Below are 22,563 nucleotides of genomic sequence, written 5' to 3' on the forward strand. Positions count from 1 at the left end.
AGTTTAAGCTCTCTGGGAGCGTATCTACAGGAATGAGCCGGAAACAGCACGTTGTTGATCTCTCTGATGAGGAGCGAAGGACGCTCGAGTGGTTCATTTCGACCGGTGAGCACAAAGCTGAGGACATTACGCGGGCACGGATTCTCCTGAAAGCAGACGAAGGGCTCACAGATTCGAAGATCTGTGAGCACCTCGATTGCTCAATCGCTACTCCATATCGGGCACGGAAGAACTACTGTGAGCGAGGGCTCGCGGCGATTCATCGCCGCAAGCCCGACCGCGAGTATGAAATCAAACTCGATGGCGATGCTGAAGCGCGACTGATCAAACTCGCCTGCAGCGAGCCACCAGAGGGACACTCCCGCTGGACGCTCCATCTCCTCGCTGATGAACTCGTGATGCTCGACGAGATCGACTTCGAGTCGATCTCTCACGAAACCGTCCGAGACCGTCTAAAAAAACGCCCTGAAACCGCATCTCTCCAGCTACTGGGAAATACCGCCTGAACTGGACGCTGAGTTCGTCTACTACATGGAAGACGTGCTTGCTCTTTACCACGAACCGTACAACGAAACTCGTCCAGTCATCTGTTTTGACGAGTCAAGCAAGGCACTTCGTGGCCATGAACGCGATCCGCTCCCGGCCGAACCGGGAGCGGTCGCTCGTGTCGATCATCGCTACGAACGTAACGGGAAACAGCGGCTACACATCACTACTGAACCGTTGACCGGCTGGGTGGCTGTCGAAGTGACAGACCGACGGCGAACGACCGAATGGATCGACCGGATGGTTGAGCTGGCAGATGTTCACTACCCGGATGCTGATCGCATCCGGGTTGTGATGGATCAGCTCAATACGCACAAACCGGCTGCCTTCTACGAGTTCTTCCCACCGGAGCAAGCGAAAGCGTATCTTGATCGATTCGAGTTCCACTACACGCCGAAGCGAGGAAGTTGGCTGAACATGGCCGAAATCAAGATTGGTGTGCTCAAACGGCAGTGTCTTGACCGGCGTATCTATGACGCAGCGACGCTCCGAGCGGAGGTCGCTGCGTGGGAAGAGCGACACAATGCGTTTGATCGACCTATCGACTGGCAATTTACCACCGGTGACGCTCGTATCAAGCTACGGCAGCTGTATCCAGTTGAGCCGAGGAACTAGTCAGAACACATCTGAACCTACACTTAGTCTCATCTTCAACTCTGATGTTGATTTGTGACACGATTATGAGTGTGTGTAGACGCTGTATAGAGTTAAGTCTATACATCGAGTGGATGTGGGACGAGTCGATTCCCGACCTCGTCGACGAGCTGTTCGAGCACAACGGTCCGCACGCCGGCCCGAAAGAAACGGCCATGATCACGCATATCGCGCCGGAGCTCGTTCGGGAGGAGCAGTTCGACAGCGCCCGCGACGGTGGGCTCGTCCATCTTGACGACTCCGACGCCGTCGTCAACGGTGCCCGAACGTACTACGACGCGATCGATAACTCCGGGAACGGGGCGTTCGGCGATCCGACCGACGTCACCTCGGAAAAGGGCGAACGACTGTTCGAGGCTGCGGTCGACCAGCTCGTCGAACTACTCCAGTGGCTCGACGACCAACCGCTCGAACGGCTGCTCCCGGAGCCACACGTCGAGTCGTGGTGAAGTACCCCGCGCACGGTGGCCCGTGGTACTCGCGCTGTCTCTTTTATAGACGCTGTAATCCGTCTCCGGTCAGCAGTATTCTTTATGATCGATAGTTATTTATCCGCGATCCGTGTACACACGAGGTATGTCATCACGACACGGGGGTACGACTGCGTTCGAGCGGTACCGGGCTCGCCTCAACGACACGCAGTTCGTCTGTGACGCCTGCGGATACGTCGACGACGACGGTACGTGGAGTGCGGGAACCTCGGGGAGGACCGTGGTGTATCGCCGACAGTGCCGTTCGTGTGGTGCCGAGTCGGTTCGCGACTACCGATTTTGATCGCCGACTCTGAGTTTTCATTCGAGCCGTGGCCCTCTCCGTCGATACCGCCCGTCCCGCGCCGCCGAACTTCCGAGATCATCGGTGGTCGACGACTATCGGGGTGCCGCTGACGTGGAGGTACGTCACCCGGGGGACCTCCTCGCTAAAGACGGGATCCATTCCCTGTAAGGCGGCGTCGAAGTGGACGGTGCCGCCGGACTGCAGCGTCGTCTCGCCGCCGACGACCGCGCCGTATACCGCACCGTCGGAACGCACGTCCACGGTTCCGGAGCCGGTCGTGCCGGACGGAGCATAGATCACTCCGACGAACCGTCCGCCGCTGCTCACCTCGACATCGGCGTCGCGGGTGCCGTACACCCATAGCCGAGAGGCGACGTCGCCCTCGACGTGGACGTCGCCGTCCGCGACCGTGAGCTCATCCGTGACGTACGCCCGGACGCGTCCGCCCTCGCCGACGACTTCGACGTCCTCGCCGGAGAGATCGAGCGACCCATCCACCCCGAGGCGGATGTCACCTTCGGAGACGTCGAGCTGTAGGGTGCGCCCGTCGAGGTCGCTGCTGTCGAGGTAGTACGCGCCCGCCGTGAGCGTGATATCGTCAGAATGTTCGGCCGTGCTCGCGAACTGCGTCCCTTCGATGGCGTCGACGTCGGCGTTATCGTTGTCCGTGGCGAGCTCCGACAGTTCGTCGTACACGAGGCCGTCGATCGGAGTTGCAATGGGAACGCTTGCGTTCCTCGCGCTCCAGCCGCCGATCTCGGCGTTGCCGCCAACGTCGAGCGAGTCGCTGTAGGCGGCGTTCCCGTGGATAGTCGAGCCGGAGATATCGATCGCTCCGCCCGCTTCCACGTCGCCGTGGATCTCCGCCCCACCGCGCAGTCGGAGGTCGCCGGCAGTCACCACGTTACCGTGGTCACCGGCTTCCTCGGGATCGTACGGACCAACCGAAGAGTTGTAGCTATCCGTGAACGCGGATCCGCCGGCACCCGAAATCTCGAACCGGCCGGTCGCAGTGCCGACGGTCGCGTCACGGAGCCGACGGTCCGGATCTTCGGTTGCAAGTTGAAGCGTGACTCGGTCGGCGTCGTGGTCGTAGTCCACCGTCCCACCGGTGCGACTCTCGAAGAACCTCCCCCATGCCTCGTAGTAGTCGCTCTCGACCGTGACGTGGACCGTCGCCGCCCCGAGCGGGTTTTCTCGGTCCGGATCGGTCGGGTCGGGATACACTCGTTCGACCGCTCCGCCGCGCGTGACGACGGCCTCACCTCCGCTCGCTGACCCCGCCTCCACGAGGGGAACTGGCATCGTGAACGTCGTACCGCGGTAGTGGACCGGCGGCGGCGACACCATGCGAACGCTGTCGCCATCGATTCGCCAGACCCCGCCACCCTCGTACGCGACCCTAGAGTCCCCGCGATGGTAGGTAACGCCGCCGAGCGAGCGGTTCACGAGCGTCTCCTGAACGGGCCCGCCGGCCTCCTCGCGAAGCTCGATAAGCAACCGACCTTGGTCCGGGTTGACCGTCGTTGAGCCGCGGTCGTTTCCGGGCAGGATCGCCGTTCGCGACTCGGTGTTCCCGGAGCTCACGAGGACGGCCTTTGAGGCGAAGTTCGTCATCGACGCCTCGGCGCTCCGAAGGTCCGCTTCGGCCTGTCGGTCACTCAACACGGCCGCTCCGACCATGACCGTCGTGGTCACGACCAACAGCGACAGTCCAAGGATCAACACCGTTCCGACTAGCTCCGACTGTCCACGGTCGGAGCTAGCGCCACGTGAACGGTACGATCGAGTCATCGTCAGACGGTTGGTGCGGTACCGTATATAAGCTGGCGTGTGCCGACGTGTCGGTGGCGGCGACGTAGAGTGATCCCCGGAATACGTGCAGAAACCGTCGTGCGACCATTCGTGTGTTCAGAATCGTCCGCTTCATCAGCGCGGTCGATACGTTGTCCCCATCAGATCGCCGCGAGCAGGAGAACGACGAGTAACAAGAGGGCCACCGCGACCGCAGCGACGAGCCTAGGGTTCTCCAGCGGCTTTCTGTACAGGCGGTCAAGGCGACTGCCCCGGGGCTTGACCCCGGGGTTGAAGCCAACACCAGTAATTCCTAGACCACCCTAGAACACTTTTAATGCTTCAGTACGTACAGATACGTGTGTCAAGACGATATACAGTGACAGTCCCAGACGAAGATGGGGAGTGGCTTGATGAGCAGCCCCACCTGTCACCGAGTGGACTGCTACAAAAAGCAATCCAAGAACAGCGGGAAAAAGAGGAGTCCGACTAACAGCGATGAAACACACGCTTCGCTTCCGTGCATACCTTTCCGAGGACGTCGCCAGCGAAGCGTGGGAACACATCGACATTCTCCGACAGATCCGTAACCATGCTGTCCGAGACTACTATAACAGTAACTACAACGATCGGCCATCCGAATACGACCAGCACAACAAGCTCACGGGCTGGACAAACCAGTGGCCGACGTTCTCAAAACCCTCACAACATGCCGCTCAGCAGGCTATCAGCCAGATTCACTCGGACCTTGAGAACCTCGAAGAACGTCGGAAGGAAGGATACAAGATCGGTGATCTGAACTGGCAAGGGGCGGGCGAATTTCGGTCGATATCGTACAACCAGTCCAGTCGCTTCAACGTGGATCACAACACGGGCGACGACCGGTTCGTACGACTCCGACTCGAAAAGATTGGCTGGTTCAAAGTCAGAGCAAACCGGGACGTGCCATCAGTAGATGAGATTGACGGGGTGATCCTGAAAAAAGAGAAGACGGGTAAGTGGTTCGTCTCACTCGTGACCACGGTGACAGATACGCCTGACAAACCGTCACTGAGTGATATTGAGCCTGAAGACTGCGTTGGCGTGGATCTCGGGATCACCAGCTACATCCACACGTCAGAGAATCTCTCGGTGGAACGGCTTGACTTGTCCGATGAGTACGACCGCTACGCACGCGAGCAGCGAAAACTCGATCGGAAAGAACATGGCTCTGCCAACTGGGAGAAACAGCGCCAGAAGGTTGCCACGGCGAAACGTCGGATTAAGCGGAAAGTGCTGGACTACCAGCACAAGCTGACGACATGGTTGGTGGAGGAATACGACGTGGTGGCTGTCGAAGACTTGGACGTGAAGCCGATGTTGGAAGGCAGTCAGAGTGCGAAGAACAAGCAGGATGTGGCGTGGTCACGGTTCATCGAGTTGTTGGAGTACAAAGGTGACCTGCACGGAACGCACGTTGAGCCAGTAGAGCCGAAAGGGACGACGAAAGAGTGTGCTGTATGCGGCGTCGAGACAGCCAAGCCGATTTGGGTACGTGAGCATTCGTGTCCGGCGTGCGGGCATACGGATGATCGCGATTTGAATGCGGCGAAGAACATACGGAATCGAGGGCTGAAGCAGTTAGGGCAGGGACTGTCCGAATCAACGCCTGTGCAGACTGCGCTCCCTACGTTCACACCTCAGCGAGAGGTTGTGAATGCAAAGCGCGTCGTTGAAGCAGGAAGCCCCGGGGCTTGACCTCGGGGTGCGTTCACTCCGACTCCGTGCGACCGAACCGCCGCACGTCGACATCGGCGAACGCCGCATCGAAATCGTCCTCGATGTTAGGAACCGGTTCCGTGTCATCGAGACCCTCGGAAACGAGCCGTGCGACATCCCCGCGGAGCAGCGACGGCCCGTCACGCCCCGCGGCGAGAGCGACCCGCTCGCGCTCGTGGACCGAGTGGATCACGCCGACGGACGTCTCGAACGTCGCATCGATTTCGGTATCGACTACGAGCGTCGGGAGAAAGGCGAGTCTCGCTTCCGGGTCGGGGAGCGTCGACCGATCGAGGTTCTCGACCGACCCGGCCGCGGCGTCGCGCGCGGACGTTACGTCGGCGACATCCGTCGGGGGCGGGAGCGTCTCCTCACACAGCACCTCGATCCGGCCGCTGTACAGATCCATTCCGATCGCTTCGCCGATCTCTCGCAACCGACGACCGTCGAGCAGTTCGATATCGATGTCGTCGGGATTCGCGGTGACGCGCTCGGCGTACTCCGCTGCGGGACCGGTGAACCGGCCGGTGGTCGCGACCATCCCGCGTCGCGGCCCGTCGTAGTCGTGCGTCTTCACCGCTGAGTGGAGCTTCTGAACGACGGGTCGGCCCACCGTATTCGTGTGTTTGCACTCGACGACGACGCCGACGGGCTCGCCAGCTCCGGAACGGTCCACCATCGTGATGTCCCTTCCCTCGTCGGCGGTGCGAACCGCCTGCCGGACGTCGTCGTACCCCTGATGACGGAACACGTCCACCATCACCTCCTCGAACTCGAACCCGGAGAGCTCGTCGAGTACCGTCACTACGGGCCGAGGTGTCCCCCGTCGGTCAAAACCGTTGCGGTGAGATCGCCGTGCAGGCGACACCCCCGGACGCAGTCGATACGTTTTGGACTCGTTTGGGTGTCGATCCATTCTTCCGCCTCGACATCGATCCACCACGAACTCACGGCAACGTCAACACGCCCGGTTTCGACGCTGAGAACTCGGCCACAATAGCTTTGAGTGTGTATCGTGTTACCCTATCTATGAGCATTCAGTCGGGCGGGGATGCGAGATTCCGTATCCCACGAGAAGATCCGGTCGGCGCGGACTGCACGAGCGTGACGTGTGAGCTCTCCGCGGCGGCGACGGAGCCGGCTGTCATCGGCGCGGTCGCCCTCCTCGGTCTCGTCGCGTTCGTCGCGTTCGCGTACATTCGTGATGCGAGGGAGTGTTGTCGCGAGGAGCGGCGGCGCGTCGTCGACGAGCGCGATGCGTTCGAGGAGTTCGCCGACCGAGTCGAGGGGTTCGATCCCACCCCGATGGACGAAACCACGGCCGCTCTCGACGGACCAGTGGTCGGCGTCCAGCGAGGCGGCGGGTTCGTCACTCCCGGCGATGTGCGCTTACGACGGGTCGTCGACGCGTACACCGAGACCGTGATCTCGTTACCACATTACACACAGGAGTACGACGAAACGGTTGCGGAGAGTCTCGCAGCCGAGCTCGGCCCCGACACCACGGCGACCGTGCTCTCGGGCGGGACGCTCTCGCCCGAGCTCCAGTCGACGATAGCAGCCCGAAGTCGACAGGCGTCGACCTCACGTTCGTCGCTGGTCGACGCCATAGACGAGGAGCTCGACGCCATCGAAACCGCCGAGACACGGCTGACCGAGATCGACCAACGTCGTCGCCGTCTCGACGAGCATCTCGACGGAATCTCGGATGAGAAAGCCACGGGCGCACGGATCGACGTCTGGGAGCGATTGGGCGAGCTCGAATCGGCGTGCGAAGAAGTCGCGGCGGACCGACAGCAACGGGTGCAAGACCCCCCGATGTCAGTTAATATCGGTGGTGACGACGGATCACCGGGGTTCTACGAGTATCTCTACGCCCCGCTCGAGAGCGTGACCCACCCCGTGTTGGCGGAGATCGCTGGACTAGCCGACCGGATTCGAGCGGATCGTGATAGACTCGCGCGGCGTATCGCCGGTACCGGTCGCTGAGAAACGCGCGTTCTCGTCATCCCGCTGTACTCACCCGTTTCAGTCGTCCGCGATCAACGTCTCTCGGTCGGGTGCTTCGGAGCCGAATCGACTCTCGAGACCGACGCCGAGGGCCTGATTCGTTCGTGCGGTCGACTCCGCAGCCGGCACGTCCGTACATATCGCACGAATCGCGTCGATGTTCTCGGGGACGACATCGGCCTCCTGGTGAACGTTCTGGAACAGGTACAGGTCACGGCCGACGACGTTGATCGAGCGTTCCCAGATGCAGTTCTCCCAGAGGTCGCCACGTGGGCGTCCCACGTCTCGCGCGAACTCTTTCAGCTTTCCGGCGCCGTCGATTGCGGCGTCCTCGGGGATCAGGAACGTGCGGCCCTCCGATGCGAGAAGTTCTTTCACGGCCTCGGCGTCGGCCGCCGAATCGAGTGTAACGTTCAGACTGTGGGTGTGCATCTGTGTGGCCGGAACCGTGAGGCCGAGGGTGTCGACCGTTACGTCCGGGATCACCGTGTTCACGTCCGGTCCGTGGTGGGACGGGACCGTCACCGGGTCCGGAAGCACGTCGTTTATCGGACCCCGATCCGACTGTCCGGGATCGCCGCCGCGACGCACGAGCGTGGCGCGGACTTTTTCGATGCCGTACCGCTCCCTAAGCGGCGCGATCACCCGCGAAAGCCCGGTGGTGTTACAGGAGACGACGCGGACGAACTCCGCGCCGCGCGCGTCCTCGAAGTTGGCGCGGGCGTTGAACGACGCGTCCGCGACGCCGGCGGCTTCGCCGCCCTGAAACACCGCCGCAACGTCGTGGTCGGCATACAGTGACCGGTTGTCAGCGCCAACTCCTGACGGACAGCAGTCGACGACGATATCGATGGCCTCGAGCAGCTCCGGGAGCGTCCCGGCAACGTCGATTCCGGCGTTCGAGAAGTCGTCGATACGGTCGGGAACTGCGGCGTACAGTGCGTAGCCGCGGCGGAGCGCGGCGTCCGCCTCGAAGTTCGGTCGGGTTTTTGCGACGCCAACGAGCTCCATATCGGGCTGGGCTGCGACCGCGTCCGCTACCCGCTTCCCGATCGTTCCGTACCCGTTCACACCCACGCGTATCATATGGTCATCTCTCCCCCGCCGACCCGTATAATTGTTACGAGTAAAGAAATGAGAAATTAACTACGGCGTGAGTAAGCGGTGGGTTAATTCGACAGGAGGCGTGGTGTAACACCGTTACGAAACATGATTAAAAATGAGGTTCTCCCGGTGGTGGGATGATAAGGACTAACGCCACGGGCGGCCGATGGGGCGTATGGCCGACGAGATCGCGGAAGCGGCACGGACCGCCATCGACCAGTGTCTGCACGTCGGGACCGACGAGTCGGTGTTGGTCGTCACCGATGACGACCGAGCGTCGATCGGCGAGGCGCTGTACGAGGCGGCACTCGACGCGACCGAGGATGGATCCATCGTCCGGTATCCGCCGGGCGAACAGCACGGTACGGAGCCGCCGGACGCCGTTGCGGCTGCGATGTCGGTCGTCGACGTGTTTCTTGCACCGACGACGAAGAGCCTTAGCCACACTCGCGCTCGCGGGTCGGCGTGTGACGCGGGAGCTCGCGGCGCGACGCTGCCGGGGATCACGGAGGACGTGTTCGTGGCCGGGCTTGACGCCGATTACGAGGCGATCGCGGCACACAGCGCCGACACTCTCGAGGCGGTCGCCGATGCGGACGAGATCCGCGTGACGTCGCCGCAGGGGACCGACATCACCTTCGAGGTCGGCGAGCGTGAGTGGCTCTCGGACACCGGCATGGTCCACGAGCCGGGCGAGTTCTCGAACCTCCCCGCCGGCGAGGTGTTCATTGCGCCGGAGAGCGCGACCGGAACGTACGTCGTCGACGGAACGATGCGACCACACGGGTTGCTCAAGCCCGACCAACCTCTCACGTTCGAGGTGGAGGACGGATTCGTCACGTCCGTGTCCGACGACGCGATCCGTGCGGATCTCGAGACGGCAGCGGAGTCCGTTGGTGACGCCGCGTACAACCTCGCGGAGCTCGGTATCGGAACCAACGTCGGCGTTGAGGAGTTGGTCGGCTCCGTTCTCCTCGACGAGAAAGCCGCGGGAACCGTCCACATCGCGATCGGGGACAACGCGAGCATCGGCGGCGAGACGGACGCACCCGTTCATCTCGACGGAATCCTCCGCGAACCGACCGTGTACGCGGACGACAAGGAGATCAAACTTCCGAGTGCATGACTCGGCGCTGACTAGTCGACAGCCTCGACTCCGTGGCGATTCGTGGGGCGCTGGCGACGGACATCAGACCGGGGGCAGCGGAGGCGCACCCGTAAACGTCGCATTGAATGGCGGGACGATGACCGTGAACGTATAAGCTGGGCGAGACCGACGGCCTCGCTAGCGATGCGGGCCAACGCCCACAGAGCACCGAAGCCCCTTGAACGGGGAGACGGGCCTCTCCGTGCCACCCTGCGGTGGCCGGAACGGGAGTCCACGTCAAAGCCCCACCCTCAACGAACGAACCACGTATGTGGTGAGCGAAGTAGGGTGGGGCAGTTTCCACATGAACGACTATACGTGGATGGAGCGTACAGATCCGAGTATGACCGTCATCAAAACGGGTAGCTGTCGGCCCGCGTGGGGTGGAACGTGAATCCCAGCCGCGTCGATTTCATCGTCGACCTGCTGTATGGGTTCATGATCTTCGTTTCGGTCGTTCTCATTGCCGTCGTGGGCACCGGTGTCGGAGTCGCATTCGGTCTTGGGGTGTTAGCCTCCTACGCGATCCACGTTGGATGGAAGATGGCCCGGTTCGATCCGGACTGGATGACGACCGAAGTCGTCAAGCAGGTTGAGGAGACGGTGACCGAGGAAGTCGAACGAACCGTCGACGACACCGTCAAGCAAGTCGAAGCGACCGTTGGTGATGCCGTCGGAGAGGAAGTCGAGAAGACGGTTGGCGATACGGTCAGCAAAGAGGTCGAGAAGACGGTTGGCGATACGGTCAGCAAAGAGGTCGAGAAGACGGTTGGCGATACGGTCAGCAAAGAGGTCGAGAAGACGGTTGGCGATACGGTCAGCAAAGAGGTCGAGAAGACAGTGAGCGAAACGATCCCTGAAGAAGTCGAGAAGACGGTCGAAGAGACGGTAAGCGACGAAGTCGGCGAGGTGATCGAGAAAGTTGATGAGATGGCCGATGGATCCGACGAAACGGGATAGGTTCTCGCTCGACGTACCCACGACGGTACGCCCCGAGCTGGTAGCGGAATCGATCGGAACCGGTCGGGGGGTCGTTCGAGAACAAAACCGACGACAATCCGGTGTTATTCGCTCAAACGGTCGTGGATTTATATACGATAGCGGAACCAACGGTCGTGTAGAATGAAACCGGGTATCGCGGTGCTTCTGGTCGGGGCGGCGATCGTCGGCCTCCTGGCTGCCGGTCCGGTAGCTGGAGCCGTCGGCGGGATCGCCGACGTCGGCGAGGTAGCCGATGTCGACGAACCGAACTCCGACGCCGACGGCGAGGAGAACGAGACGCGACCGGGAGAACGACTCGGCGGCGTGATCGGGGTCCAAGCGGCCGAGATCGACGGAGAGGTCGACTCGCGAGCGTTCGAGCGACAGGTCGACCCGAACCGGAGTGACGACGACCGGGGTGCAGCGGTCGCGGATCGAGTGGAGCGTGCAGAGACGCGGCTCACGGAGATCGAGACCCGACAGGCGGCACTCCGCGAGCAGCGCGACGACGGCGAGATAACGCACGGGGAGTACCGGGCACGAACCGCTCGCCTCGCGGCGGAGACCGCATCGATCGAGCGAACGATGAACCGGAGTGCGGCCATAGCTACCGACCTTCCGAAGGAGGTGCGCGAGGATCGCGGTATCGATGATGACCGGATTCGAACGCTCAGCGAGCGAGCAAACGAGCTCTCCGGTTCCGAAGTTGCCGAGATCGCTCGTGGAATCGCCGGTCCGAACGTCGGTGATCCGGTTGCATCGGGCGAGCGGCCGGACCACGCCGGCCCTCCGGACGCAAACACAACCCCAGAAGGTCAACCGGGTGCGAACGAGACGCAGCTTCCAAACGGGACCGTCACTGGCCCGACAGAGTCAAACGAGACCCGAGGTACCCCGCCTGATGTCGACGATATCCCCAGCGACTCGCAGGCGAACGCCAGTAGCAGCAACCCGGGATCCGACGCTACCGGTGAAAACGAGTCCGGATCCGAGAGCGGCCCGCCGGATGACGCTGCCGGTTCAGAGTCCGAGAGCGGCGATGACGAGCACGGTTCAGACGGCGCGGGATCCGATGACTCGGAATCCGATGAAAGTAGTTCTGACCGCGGCGGAGGCGGCGGACCGGATCGCGGTGGCGGACAGAACGCGTGAGTTCGCGCGTACTGACTGCAACGTCTTTCGGTATCGAGCCATGCGGGCGCTTGAGAAGCGTTTTAATCCGTCCCATCGTTTTATCCGAACGTGAGTAACCCTCGGTCGTTCACGATCGTTGCCCTCGCCATCCTCGTCGGTGTCGGCGTAGTCGCAACCGGGGGGTCGGTGGTGGCTGGCGACAGCGACCATGCGAGTGCCGGGATCGGCATCGAAGCTCTGGAGGGTGAGATCGACCCGGACGACGTGCTGCTGGCGATAGACATCGACGGCGAGGACGCGGTCTGGACGATCGAGTACCGGACGCGGCTCGAGACTGACGACGAGCGCGATGCCTTCGAGGATCTACAAACCGACATCGAGGCGGATCCCGACGCGTTCACGGCGACGTTTCACGATCGAATGAACGCAACGGCGGATGACGCCACGGCGGCAACCGGTCGTGAGATGGCGATCACCGAGATGACGATAGCCGCAGAGCGAACCGAGCTCCCGCAGGAGTACGGCGTTGTCACGTACACGTTCCGCTGGTCGAACTTCGCCACGGTCGACGAGGACGGACGACTGGCCGTCGGTGACGCGATCGACGGACTGTTCCTTGATGACGCCTCCGCACTCCGGATCGGATGGACCGGCGAGTGGACGCTCGCGGACGCCACGCCGGCCCCGGCAGAGACGCGGGACGAGGCGGTCGTCTGGCAGGGACCGACGAGTTTCGCCGGCGGGGAACCCCGGGTGTACCTCGACCCGATCGACTCCGGCACCGACGATGAGGTCCCGGATGAAGGCGTGTCCGATGACGGCGTATCGGATACCGGCGACACCGACCGCATCGGAACCGACGGAGACGTTTCCACGCTCGTGTTCGCTGGCGCGCTTCTCGTCTCGGTACTGATCGTGTTCGGTGCCCGCCGCAGGTTCTCGGGCGCGGACAGTTCGGAGGAGGCCGCGACGATCGGTCCGGACGCGACGGCCGAAGACTCCGAAAGTACGCCGGACGAGACTGATGCCAGTCCGACCGACGAAACCGGGGGATCCGACGACGTTCCGGGAGACGATGCCGACTCCGGCAACGATGCCGACTCCGGCGACGATGCCGACTCCGGCACCGATGCCGACTCCGGCGACGATGCCGACTCCGGCGACGATGCCGACTCCGGCGACGATGCCGACTCAGGAGAGAGCGACGCCGGGCCGTTTGCCACCGGAGTGGACCCCGAACTCCTGAGCAACGAGGAGAAAGTGTTACGCCTCATCGAGGCGAACGGCGGTCGGATGAAACAGAAACGAGTCGCGGAGAAGCTCGACTGGACCGCCGCGAAGACGAGTCAGGTAACGAAACGGCTTCGGGAGGAGGGGGATCTCGAAGGATTCAGGCTGGGCCGCGAGAACGTTCTCGCGCTGCCGAAGGAGGACCCCCGCTGACTCGACTACTCCGAATCACGGAGCACGCGACCCGACGATTCCGAGCGCTACCGGACCGCGTCGTGAGCGGCTGCCATCACGTTTATCGCCTCGCGTAGTTCGTCCTCACCGGTCGCGTACGAGATCCGTGCGTATCCGTTTCCGTGCTCGCCGAACGCACCGCCGGGAACGACGACAACGCCACGGTCCAGACACTCGTCGACGAACCCGTCGGGAACCTTCGGCATCGCGTAGAACGCCCCACGGGGTGTCGGACAGTCGATGCCTGCGTCCGAGAGCCCATCGAGCAGCAGGTCCCGACGACGCTCGAACGACGCCGTCATCTCCTCGACGACGTCCCGACTCCCGCGGAGCGCCGCTTCGGCGGCGTACTGCGCGGGTGCCGAGGCACACGCCTGCGCGTACTGATGTACACGGACCATACGGTCGATCCGGTCCGCTGCGCCGTACGCCCAGCCGAGTCGCCATCCCGTCATCGAGAACAGCTTCGAGGCGGAGTTTACGACGACCACGTTGTCCGTCTCTGCGAACTCCATCGGCGAATGGTGATCGCGATCGAACACGGTGTACTCGTACACCTCGTCGGAGAGGCACAGCACGTCGTGTTCGTCCGCGATGCGAGCAAACTCCCGAACGCCGGCCTCGGATGAGACCGCACCCGTCGGATTCCCCGGCGAGTTAACGACGAACGCAGCGGTGTCGTCCGTGATCGCTGCTTCGATCGCTGCGGGGTCGATCGTAAGATCCTCCCGAAGCGGCACCGGAACCGGCGTCCCGCCGGCGAGTTTGGTGAGCGCGTCGTAGGAGACGAACCCGGGGTCGGGGATGATCACCTCGTCGCCGGCGCTCACGTGCGCCTCCATCGCGATGTGGAGCGCTTCGCTACCGCCAGCCGTGGCCACGACGTTCGCGGGGTCGACATCGACGCCTTGGTCCGTCCGGTGTTTTTCAGCGATCGCCTCACGAAGGGGTTCGATGCCTTTGTTCGAGGTGTACGCGTCCGCCTTCCCGCTCCGGATGGCGTCGATCGCCGCCTCCCGCGCGTGCTCCGGCGTCGGGAAGTCCGGCTGCCCCAGTCCGAGATTGATCGCGTCGTCGCCCGCGGCCTCGAACACCTCGCGGATCCCACTGATCCGGATCCGTTCGACTCTGTCGGAGAACTTCGACATGCAGTATCGAGGGGACCGCCGCGGGTTAGTTCTTGTTACGGCGGCGGCGCGTGCCGACGATCGCCGTGACTGCACCCCGAACGAGCCCGGAACTCCGTCCGGTCACTCGGGTGTCGGGAGCGCGTCGTCGCGTTTGGCGTCCCCTGTAGTTCTGTCCGGCGGTTCCAAGCACCGATAGGTCCTTGATGCGTCGGCGCGAGTCGCCTTCCATGGACACGCTCGTCACGGATACGCTGCTGGTCACGATGGACCGTGACGCGCCGGGCGCGACCGGCGATCTCGGGATCGTCGAACGGGGGGCGGTCGGCTGGGAGGACGGTGAGATCACCTTCGTCGGGCCCGCGACGAAGGTCGATATGGCGGACGCGGCACGCACCGTCGACGGAAGCGGTTGTCTGACGCTCCCGGGGCTCGTGAACGTGCACGTCCACGGCCGCCACTCGATCGTTCGTGGCGCTGCACAGGACGTTCCCGAAGCCGAGTGGATGCACCGAGCGCTCGGTCCGATCACGGCCCACGTCACCGCGGAGGACGGTGTCGTCGGCGCGAAGCTCACGGCTCTGGAGGCGCTAGCGTCCGGCACGACGACGATCGGCGAGTACGCGAGCGACGTGGCGGAACTCGTCGACCGAGTGTATCGGCCGCTTGGCCTTCGCGTCGTTGCTACTGAGACGATCACGGAGATTCCCGATCGGAGTGCCGACGATGCACCGACACTCGATTTCGGCACTGGCGAGGCAGCGCTCGGCCGGGCGGAGGATCTGTTCGCCAGATACGCCACAGACTCGCTCGTCGAGCCCGCGTACGGCCCGCAGGCACTCGATATGGTGTCGATCGACCTCCTCGCGGAGATCGTCGACCGCGCTCGAACTCACGACCGAACCGTTCACATGCACGTCGCACAGGGTGACCGCGAGCAACGCGCGATCGAGGAGCGGTTTGGAAGCGACGCGACGACCGTCGGGCTGCTCGAAAACGAGGGACTCCTCGGTGACCATCTGCTCGCCACACACCTCCACGGAGCGACCCGCGAAGAGCGTGCCCGACTCGCCGACGCCGGCGTCCGGATGGTCGGCTGTCCCTCCTCTATCGCCGCGATAGACGGCGTCGTCCCACCGATCGTCGAGTATCTCGATCACGGTGGGTGCGTGGGACTCGGGACGGACCAGGCCCCCGGCCCCGGCGGACACAACGCGCTTCGCGAGGTTCGGACGGCCGCGATGCTCGCGAAGACCGCCGCTGGCGACCCGACGGCGATCGACGCGTCGGGGGCGCTGGAGCTGGCGACGATCGGCGGCGCGCGTGCGCTCGGTATCGACGACCGCGTGGGGTCGTTGTCGGTCGGAAAGCGGGCCGACGTCATCGTCTGCGATCTGGAGCGTCCCGGGGTCGCTCCTGCCGTTTCGCAACCGTTCCACACCGCGATCCCGAACCTCGTGTACGGCACCGCCGGCGACGAGGTACGCGACGTGTTCGTGGACGGCGTACAGCTCGTCTCCGCCGGTGGGATAGTCGGGCTCGACGTCGACGAGATCATCGACGAGGCGGTCGACCGCGCGGAGCGAATCTTCGCTGACGCGGAGGCCGACTGGCGAGCGGCCGACTCGACGCTCGTCGACGCCGCCGAGAACGGCCGATTGTGAGGACGTGACCGCCGGCGAGCACGGGACGGGACACGCGGACGTAACGCTGTCCGAGTCGGAGGCTCTGGCGCTCCGGGACGCGCTCGACGCGCTGATCGAGTAACAGCGAACTCACTAGCTCTCCGGAGAACCGTGATACAGCGGGTGGACACGGCGAGCGTGACGACGGAACGTCAGATATCGGACAGTCGAATGCCGTCCTCGACGATCCGGAAGTTGCGTTCGCGGTCGAGCTCGTCGGCGAGCCACTCGTGTTCGTACAGCTGGCCGATCAGCTCGATGTAGAGGTTCCGCCACGCGATCGCGTAGATCGGCGACTGTCCCCACGCGCGAAGCTCGGGTACGAACTCGTGGTAGGTGCTGGCTTGCTCTTCCATCCGCTCGACGGCGTCGGCGACGACGGCGGCGGCCTCGGCGGGGTCGTCACCCTCGATCTCCTCGTTCAGCCGCGACTGGATCCCGACGATCGCACGTTGCATATCGCGTTCGGCGGTGCCGTCCTCCTCGGGTAGCGACTCGACGACCCCTTTCGGGACGCCGAGAGATATCTCCGGCATAGCTGAAGGGTCGAACGGGGGCGGCAAAAAGCCACCTCTCGGCGGCGCAATGAACGGTCGATCGACGAGTTTCGGGACCGCTCTCCGAGCATCCTCAACGAATAAGTATTATGAACCGATGGCTCCTGAAGGGTAGTGGGGAGATATCAATGCACACAGTCGTACTGACGAAAGGCGTTCCCGACTTCCGCGAGGGGAAGGTGTCGTTCGACGAGGACGGCCATCTCGAGCGAGGAAAGACGCCGACGGTGATGAACCCGAACGACGAACTCGCCCTGAAGGCAGCCCTCCAACAGAAGGTGAGACACGGCGGCACCGTCTCGCTGATGAGCATGGGGCCGCCGGGGTACAAGGACGTACTGAAACAGGGGATGGAAGAGGTGTACGCCGACGAGCTCTATCTGCTCTCGGACCGCGAAATGGCGGCCGCTGACACGTGGGCGACCGCAATGACCGTGACGACGGGGATCGAACAGTTCGAGGAGGAGCCGGAGCTGGTGATTGCAGGGTTTAAAACCGCTGACGGGGAGACCGGCCACACCGGACCGCAGACGAACTGGTGTCACCACATGAACGACGACCTGACGGACCGACCGCTCGTCACGCACGTGATCGCGCTCGACGTCGACCCCGACGAGGGGACGCTCCGAGCGAAGCGGCTCGTCGAGGGCGACGTCTCCGAGATCGAGACGGTGGAGACGGATCTACCGGCGTTCATCGTCACCGACCCGGAGTTCGAGCCGAGCTACCGAAAGGCGGAACACCGGCTTCGATACAAGGACCTGCGCGAGGAGACCAAACAGCGAGCCGAGAATCCGGATGCGGTGCTCACCGTCTGGGATCACGAGGATCTCAATCTCGATCCGGACTTCATCGGGCTCGACGGATCGCCGACGATCGTTGCCGGCGTCGACCCCATTCCGAAAGGACCCGCCGAGCGCGATGCGACGCTCGTCTCGCCGGACGACCCGGAGGGAATGGAGTCGGTCGCCGAGGAGCTGACGCCGTTCTCGGGGGGTGAGTGACGATGCCGGAGATCGATCCCACCGACCACGAGATCGCTGAGCTCGGCCCGAAGGTGAACGATATCGACGACGTCTCGGAGCTGGAAGCGATGCTCGAGCTCGAGGGTGACGGCGAGGACCGAGCGCCGGTGAAAACCCTCATCGAGAGCCGGATCGAGACGTTGGAAGCCGAGGCCGACGACGACGAGATCGATCCCGAATCGGTCGATCTCTCCGAGCTGTCCGTCGCCGACGTCGCCAACATGGTCCGGGACGTCGACGCCATCGACGTCCTCGAGTCGATTCTAGAACGCGAGCAGGACGGAGAACACCGCTCCGGCGCGATCACCCAGATAGAAAACCGCATCGAGGCGGTCGAGGGCACCGAGGAGGAGGACGGCGAAGACGGTGCAGTCGAGTACGTTCCGCCAGAGGAGAAGCATCCCGACCTCGACCATCCGACCGCGGATAAACAGTACGTCGAGGGCGTCGCTGGCGAGCGGTACCGCGATATGTGGGTGTACTGTGAGACCCAGCATGGGGAGCTGCTCGACGTCACGAAGGAGATGCTCGGGAAGGCTCGCGAGCTGATGGACGAGTACAACTCCGAGGACGGGTACGGCGGCGACGAAGACGGGAATCCCGAGTCGGTCGTCGCCGTGATCATCGGCGACGACGTTGCCGACCTCGCGGAGGAGGCGGTCGCGTACGGAGCCGATCGCGTCGTCTACCACGAGGACGAGCGTCTCGAACGGTTCCGCCACAAGCCGTACACGGAGATCTTCGCACACATGTGCCGCGACTGGGATGTCGACTGGCGCGACTATCACGAGCCGCGATACACCGTGTTCCCGGCGACCCACAACGGTCGCGACCTCTCAGCGCTCGTACAAGGGGATCTCGACTCCGGGCTCGCCTCCGACTGTTCGGACCTGTACATCGAGGAGGCGATGATCTCGAACCCCGCGAAAACCGGAAAGCCCGGAGACAGCGTGGAGTTCGAACGCGTTTTCCACATGCCACGGCCCGACTTCTCCGGCTTCGAGTACTCCACGATCCTCTGTATCGACAAACCGCACCGCGATTTCCACCCGCAGGGTGCGAGCGTCATTCCGGGTGCCTTCGATCTCCCCGATCCGGCGTACGACCGCGAGGGAGACGTCGTCGAACACGATCTCGAGCTCCCGGACGACTGGTTCCACGTCGACGTGGTCGAACACGACCGACTGGACGAAGGCGTCGACCTGACCGGCCACGACGTGGTCGTGGCGCTCGGACGCGGGATCGGCGACGACCCGACGCGGGGGATCGAGCTCGGCGTCGAGCTCGTCGACGCGTTCGACGACGCGGCGCTCGGACTCTCCCGGGGCGTGATCACGGCATCGTACGAGTTTGCGGGCCACGTCGACGACTACGTCGCCGAGGAACGACAGATCGGCGAGTCGGGGCAGGTCGTCGAACCCGAATTATACATCGCGGCCGGCATCTCCGGCGCGGTTCAGCACAAGGTCGGGATGGACGAGTCCGACACGATCATCGCGATCAACGAGGATCCGGATGCGGACATCCGGGACTTCTCCGATTACTTCATCGAAGGCGACCTGTTCGAGGTGGTCCCGCGATTGATCGAGACGGTCGAGCGCGGTGAAATGGCTGCGGTGACGGACGGAGGCGAGCGATGACTGACGAGTACGAACACTACGAGGCGATCGTCGTCGGGGCCGGTCCCGGCGGTGCGGCGGCCGCAGCAGCACTGGCACGGCAGGGCGTCGAGACGCTCGTGCTCGAACGAGGCGTCGACGCCGGCTCGAAGAACGTCTCCGGCGGACTGATCTACGCCGAAGAGTCCGCGCCGTACACGATCGATTCGCTGTTTCCGTCGTTCCGCGAGGCGGCCTCGGAGCGACCGGTCGGCGACTCGTACATCCACAACGTCGCCGGCAACGACGTGAAAACGTTCGATCTGAGCCGAGTACATCACCACGACACCGACTGGTGTGACTCGGTGCTTCGGCGGCGGATGGACTCCTGGCTCGCCGAGCGCGTCCACGAACTGACCCGCGACACCGGCGGTGGTCTGCTCACCGAGGTCCGCGTCAACGGGCTGCTCCGAGAGGACGGCGAGATCGTCGGCGTCACCTGCGACGAGCTCGACCCGATAACCGCCGACGTGATCGTGGCGGCGGACGGCGTCAACTCCGAGCTGGCCCGCGACGCAGGGCTGATGACCTGGGACGAGCCGGAACACTGGTTCCAGGGCGTGAAGGCGGTCGTCGAGATGGAGCCGGAGGTGATAAACGAGCGGTTCGACATCGACGACGACGAAGGGGCCGCGCACCTGTTCTCCGGCGATCTGTTCGATGGTGTTCGGGGTGGCGGATTCCTGTACACGAACGAGGCGTCGCTGTCGATCGGCACCGTGTTCCACCTCGACTCGCTCGCCGAGTCGAGAGCGGAGCCACACGAACTGCTCGACGGGCTGCTTACGCATCCGCTTCTGGACCAGTGGCTCCACGGAGAGTACGAGGAGCGCGAGTACTCGGCCAAGCTGGTTCCCGACTCGAAGAAGGTCGCTCATCCGTCGCCGCATCGGGGGCGACTTCTGCTCGTCGGCGACGCTGCCGGCCAGATGCAGGCGCAGGGGCCGATCATCAAAGGGATGAATCATGCCGTCAGCGCCGGCGGACTCGCAGCCGAGGCGTACGCGGACGCGAAAACACGGGGAGAACCGACCGCGGCCGGCGAGATCTACGAGTCCAAGCTCAACGAGGAGGGTGTGATGGACAAGCTCCGACCGCGACGCTACCGGATGACACGCGCGGTTTCGGAGAACGACACGCTGAACAAGATCGGCACGGCCGTGCTCGACTCGCCGGTCGGATCACTCGGGGTGAAGGCGTTCGGCGGGCTCGCCGAGCGAGCGTTCAACTCGCCGACGCTGCTCGGAATGATTCCGGACACTCGGACCAGTTACGTCGACGTCCCGATCCGGATCGCGGAGGTGCTGGGGGATCCGGTCGATGCGACCAACGACGTGGAGCCCCCGGAGCTCGACGACCGGATCGGCGACCTGACCTACAACGTCGGCGATCCACATATCGAGCTGGTCGACAACAGCTTCGAGGCCAGCGGCACGGCGGTAACCGCCTGCCCGGTCAGCGCGAAGGAGTTCGGCGGAGGCTGCTACCGTGAGGAGACCGTCTCGGTGAACGGTGGAGAGAAACGGGTCGTCAGCCTCGACACTCAGCCCTGTGTCGAATGTGGGACGTGTGCGGTCGTTGCCGACACCGAGTGGACTCATCCGAGTGGCGGCAAGGGCGTCGAGTACGAGCAGGGGTAGATGCGCGCACCCGACGACGACGCCGACCGGATCGCGACGCTCGCCAGCGCCGCGAGCGACGCGCGTACGCGTCTCGTCGCGTCGGCGGCAACGAAGGAGGCGGCAACGAACGATTCGGGGACGAGCGATGCGACTGCCGACGGCGTCGTCGACACTGACGCGTTCGAGGGTGACGGGTCAGTTCGCATCGCCGGAACGGAAGTCGCCGACGCTGAAGAGGCGGCTCTGGTCGCCGCCCGCGACGGTCTCGGGCCGGTCGTAGCGCTGTACGTGGAAGCACGAACCGGCGACGACTGGGTACGCTTCTCCGAGACGGAGATGCAACGGCTTCATCAGGCCACGAGCGACTGGCTCGCAGTGTACGCCCGGTGTCACGGCGTCACTCTCGATCCGGACGTGACGGTTCGAGAGGCCGCGGAAGCGCTGATCGACACCCACGACATCACCGACGTCGCCGCATTGTTGACCGGCCTCCATCGCCAGTGACTCTGCATACCTGCTGTTGACGGGGAGCCCTCCCCACAGCAGCCCATCGAGGCCGGATCGATTCCTTCGAGAGCAACTGGCTATCGATATACGCTTTTATCGGGAGTATGATGAACCTCATATTTGATCGTGGGAATTCTTATGTATCGGTGTGTGGTACCAACGGACATGGAGCTCGCTCAGCGCGTCTCGATAGAGAACAGGGACCGGAAGGATATCTACGAGTACGTCGAGCGTCGTGGGTCGGTCCACGTCGACGAGGTCCGGCAGGAGTTGGGATTCGATCCGAACGCGTTCGGTCACCACCTCGCGGTGCTCCGACGCGATGGATACATTCGGAAAGTCGGCGACGAAGTCGAGATAACCTTCGACACCGAGTCCGGAACGGTCCACGAGGGAGACGCCGAGACGCGCTTTACTATCCGGCCAGCTCGACAGGCGGACCTCGGCGGGCTCGTCGGCGTTATCCGCCAGGTGGCCGACGACGGATCGTACATCGAGGCGGAAACCGTCGCCGACCTGATCGACTACGAGGAGGTGATCCTCCGGAACAACGAGGTCGAGTCGCGGATGTTCTTCGTCGCGACGGTCGAGGAGCAGGTCGTCGGCTGGGTCCACCTCGAACTGCCCGAGGCGGAGAAATTACAACACACTGCGAAGCTCACCGTCGGCGTGTTGGGCGAGTACCGCGAGCAGGGGATCGGCGAGACGCTTCTGGAGAAGGGAGCCTCGTGGGCTCGCGAACACGGGTTCGAGAAGCTGTACAACAGCATCCCGGCGACGAATCCTGACGCGATCGCCTTCCTCGAATCGCATGGCTGGGAACGCGAGGCGACCCGAGAGGACCACTACCGGATCGACGGCGAGTACGTCGACGAGGTGATGATGGCGGCGTCGCTTGAGTAAACTACCCCACCCTACTCGCTCACGGCTTCGCCGGTCGCTTCGTTGAGGGTTCCGTCAGACGAGGTCTGACGACGTGCAGGCTTGCGCCTGCACTGCGGCTTTCGCGTGGA

General features: G+C 63.6%; 21 protein-coding genes. 16 read left to right on the forward strand and 5 right to left on the reverse strand.

Annotated features, from left to right (window positions below):
* Window positions 1–32: 32 nt before the first annotated feature.
* The 4 genes from ACYQ0R_RS06565 (at window position 33) to ACYQ0R_RS06580 (ending at window position 1,974) form a co-directional block, all read left to right on the forward strand.
* Entirely contained in the window at window positions 33–506 is a 474-nt protein-coding gene (locus tag ACYQ0R_RS06565; protein WP_459821791.1) for a helix-turn-helix domain-containing protein, read from the forward strand.
* 1 nt (window position 507) lies between these two features.
* Window positions 508–1,161 carry an IS630 family transposase gene (locus ACYQ0R_RS06570; RefSeq protein ID WP_459825695.1) on the forward strand — a complete coding sequence of 218 codons (654 nt, stop codon included), beginning with the start codon at window positions 508–510 and terminating at the stop codon, window positions 1,159–1,161.
* Window positions 1,162–1,205: 44 nt separating this feature from the next.
* The gene (locus ACYQ0R_RS06575; protein WP_488193303.1) at window positions 1,206–1,649 is read left to right on the forward strand and encodes a creatininase family protein; all 444 of its coding nucleotides are present in this window, start codon (window positions 1,206–1,208) and stop codon (window positions 1,647–1,649) included.
* A 127-nt stretch (window positions 1,650–1,776) separates the two neighbouring features.
* Window positions 1,777–1,974, forward strand: a complete 198-nt coding sequence (locus ACYQ0R_RS06580) for an HVO_0649 family zinc finger protein (protein ID WP_459821793.1) — start codon at window positions 1,777–1,779, stop codon at window positions 1,972–1,974.
* A gap of 78 nt (window positions 1,975–2,052) precedes the next feature.
* Here ACYQ0R_RS06580 and ACYQ0R_RS06585 read toward each other — a convergent pair whose 3' ends face one another.
* A complete protein-coding gene (locus tag ACYQ0R_RS06585) occupies window positions 2,053–3,771 on the reverse strand; it encodes a DUF7289 family protein (protein ID WP_459821795.1) in 1,719 nt (572 codons plus the stop codon).
* A gap of 498 nt (window positions 3,772–4,269) precedes the next feature.
* Between ACYQ0R_RS06585 and ACYQ0R_RS06590 the strand changes: the two genes are divergently transcribed.
* Window positions 4,270–5,508 (forward strand): RNA-guided endonuclease InsQ/TnpB family protein, encoded by a 1,239-nt coding sequence (locus ACYQ0R_RS06590; protein WP_459821797.1) that lies wholly within the window; start codon window positions 4,270–4,272, stop codon window positions 5,506–5,508.
* Window positions 5,509–5,521: 13 nt separating this feature from the next.
* Here ACYQ0R_RS06590 and ACYQ0R_RS06595 read toward each other — a convergent pair whose 3' ends face one another.
* Entirely contained in the window at window positions 5,522–6,334 is an 813-nt protein-coding gene (locus ACYQ0R_RS06595) for a restriction endonuclease (RefSeq protein WP_459821799.1), read from the reverse strand.
* Window positions 6,335–6,558: 224 nt separating this feature from the next.
* On the opposite strand from ACYQ0R_RS06595, the gene ACYQ0R_RS06600 reads away from it, so the two are divergent.
* Complete coding sequence (locus ACYQ0R_RS06600; protein ID WP_459821801.1) at window positions 6,559–7,518, forward strand: major capsid protein; 960 nt, start codon at window positions 6,559–6,561, stop codon at window positions 7,516–7,518.
* 39 nt (window positions 7,519–7,557) lie between these two features.
* Here the strand turns inward: ACYQ0R_RS06600 and ACYQ0R_RS06605 are convergent, their stop codons facing one another.
* Entirely contained in the window at window positions 7,558–8,625 is a 1,068-nt protein-coding gene (locus ACYQ0R_RS06605; protein WP_459821803.1) for a type II glyceraldehyde-3-phosphate dehydrogenase, read from the reverse strand.
* Window positions 8,626–8,818: 193 nt separating this feature from the next.
* Here ACYQ0R_RS06605 and ACYQ0R_RS06610 point away from each other — a divergent pair, with 193 nt between their 5' ends.
* From ACYQ0R_RS06610 to ACYQ0R_RS06625, 4 genes are all read left to right on the forward strand, one after another.
* Window positions 8,819–9,769, forward strand: coding sequence for an aminopeptidase (locus ACYQ0R_RS06610; RefSeq protein WP_459821805.1), 951 nt, complete (start codon window positions 8,819–8,821; stop codon window positions 9,767–9,769).
* A gap of 411 nt (window positions 9,770–10,180) precedes the next feature.
* Window positions 10,181–10,750, forward strand: a complete 570-nt coding sequence (locus ACYQ0R_RS06615) for a hypothetical protein (RefSeq protein ID WP_459821807.1) — start codon at window positions 10,181–10,183, stop codon at window positions 10,748–10,750.
* 162 nt (window positions 10,751–10,912) lie between these two features.
* On the forward strand, window positions 10,913–11,923 hold the full coding sequence (locus tag ACYQ0R_RS06620; RefSeq protein ID WP_459821809.1) for a hypothetical protein: 1,011 nt from the start codon (window positions 10,913–10,915) through the stop codon (window positions 11,921–11,923).
* A gap of 90 nt (window positions 11,924–12,013) precedes the next feature.
* Window positions 12,014–13,348, forward strand: a complete 1,335-nt coding sequence (locus tag ACYQ0R_RS06625; protein WP_459821811.1) for a helix-turn-helix transcriptional regulator — start codon at window positions 12,014–12,016, stop codon at window positions 13,346–13,348.
* A 47-nt stretch (window positions 13,349–13,395) separates the two neighbouring features.
* On the opposite strand, the gene ACYQ0R_RS06630 is transcribed toward ACYQ0R_RS06625, so the two are convergent.
* Window positions 13,396–14,517, reverse strand: a complete 1,122-nt coding sequence (locus tag ACYQ0R_RS06630; protein WP_459821813.1) for a pyridoxal phosphate-dependent aminotransferase — start codon at window positions 14,515–14,517, stop codon at window positions 13,396–13,398.
* 209 nt (window positions 14,518–14,726) lie between these two features.
* On the opposite strand from ACYQ0R_RS06630, the gene ACYQ0R_RS06635 reads away from it, so the two are divergent.
* A complete protein-coding gene (locus tag ACYQ0R_RS06635) occupies window positions 14,727–16,160 on the forward strand; it encodes an amidohydrolase family protein (RefSeq protein ID WP_459821815.1) in 1,434 nt (477 codons plus the stop codon).
* A gap of 173 nt (window positions 16,161–16,333) precedes the next feature.
* On the opposite strand, the gene ACYQ0R_RS06640 is transcribed toward ACYQ0R_RS06635, so the two are convergent.
* The gene (locus ACYQ0R_RS06640) at window positions 16,334–16,717 is read right to left on the reverse strand and encodes a DUF7971 family protein (protein WP_459821817.1); all 384 of its coding nucleotides are present in this window, start codon (window positions 16,715–16,717) and stop codon (window positions 16,334–16,336) included.
* Window positions 16,718–16,866: 149 nt separating this feature from the next.
* On the opposite strand from ACYQ0R_RS06640, the gene ACYQ0R_RS06645 reads away from it, so the two are divergent.
* From ACYQ0R_RS06645 to ACYQ0R_RS06665, 5 genes are all read left to right on the forward strand, one after another.
* Window positions 16,867–17,742, forward strand: coding sequence for an electron transfer flavoprotein subunit beta/FixA family protein (locus ACYQ0R_RS06645; protein ID WP_459821819.1), 876 nt, complete (start codon window positions 16,867–16,869; stop codon window positions 17,740–17,742).
* Window positions 17,743–17,744: 2 nt separating this feature from the next.
* A complete protein-coding gene (locus ACYQ0R_RS06650) occupies window positions 17,745–19,403 on the forward strand; it encodes an electron transfer flavoprotein subunit alpha/FixB family protein (protein ID WP_459821821.1) in 1,659 nt (552 codons plus the stop codon).
* A complete protein-coding gene (locus ACYQ0R_RS06655; protein ID WP_459821822.1) occupies window positions 19,400–21,061 on the forward strand; it encodes an FAD-dependent monooxygenase in 1,662 nt (553 codons plus the stop codon). The genes ACYQ0R_RS06650 and ACYQ0R_RS06655 overlap by 4 nt, the downstream gene beginning before the upstream one ends.
* Window positions 21,062–21,547: a DUF8055 family protein gene (locus ACYQ0R_RS06660; protein ID WP_459821824.1), complete on the forward strand. Its 486-nt coding sequence runs from the start codon at window positions 21,062–21,064 to the stop codon at window positions 21,545–21,547.
* A gap of 168 nt (window positions 21,548–21,715) precedes the next feature.
* A complete protein-coding gene (locus tag ACYQ0R_RS06665; protein WP_459821826.1) occupies window positions 21,716–22,453 on the forward strand; it encodes a GNAT family N-acetyltransferase in 738 nt (245 codons plus the stop codon).
* Window positions 22,454–22,563: the final 110 nt, after the last annotated feature.

This window comes from Halorubrum luteum (assembly GCF_054652935.1).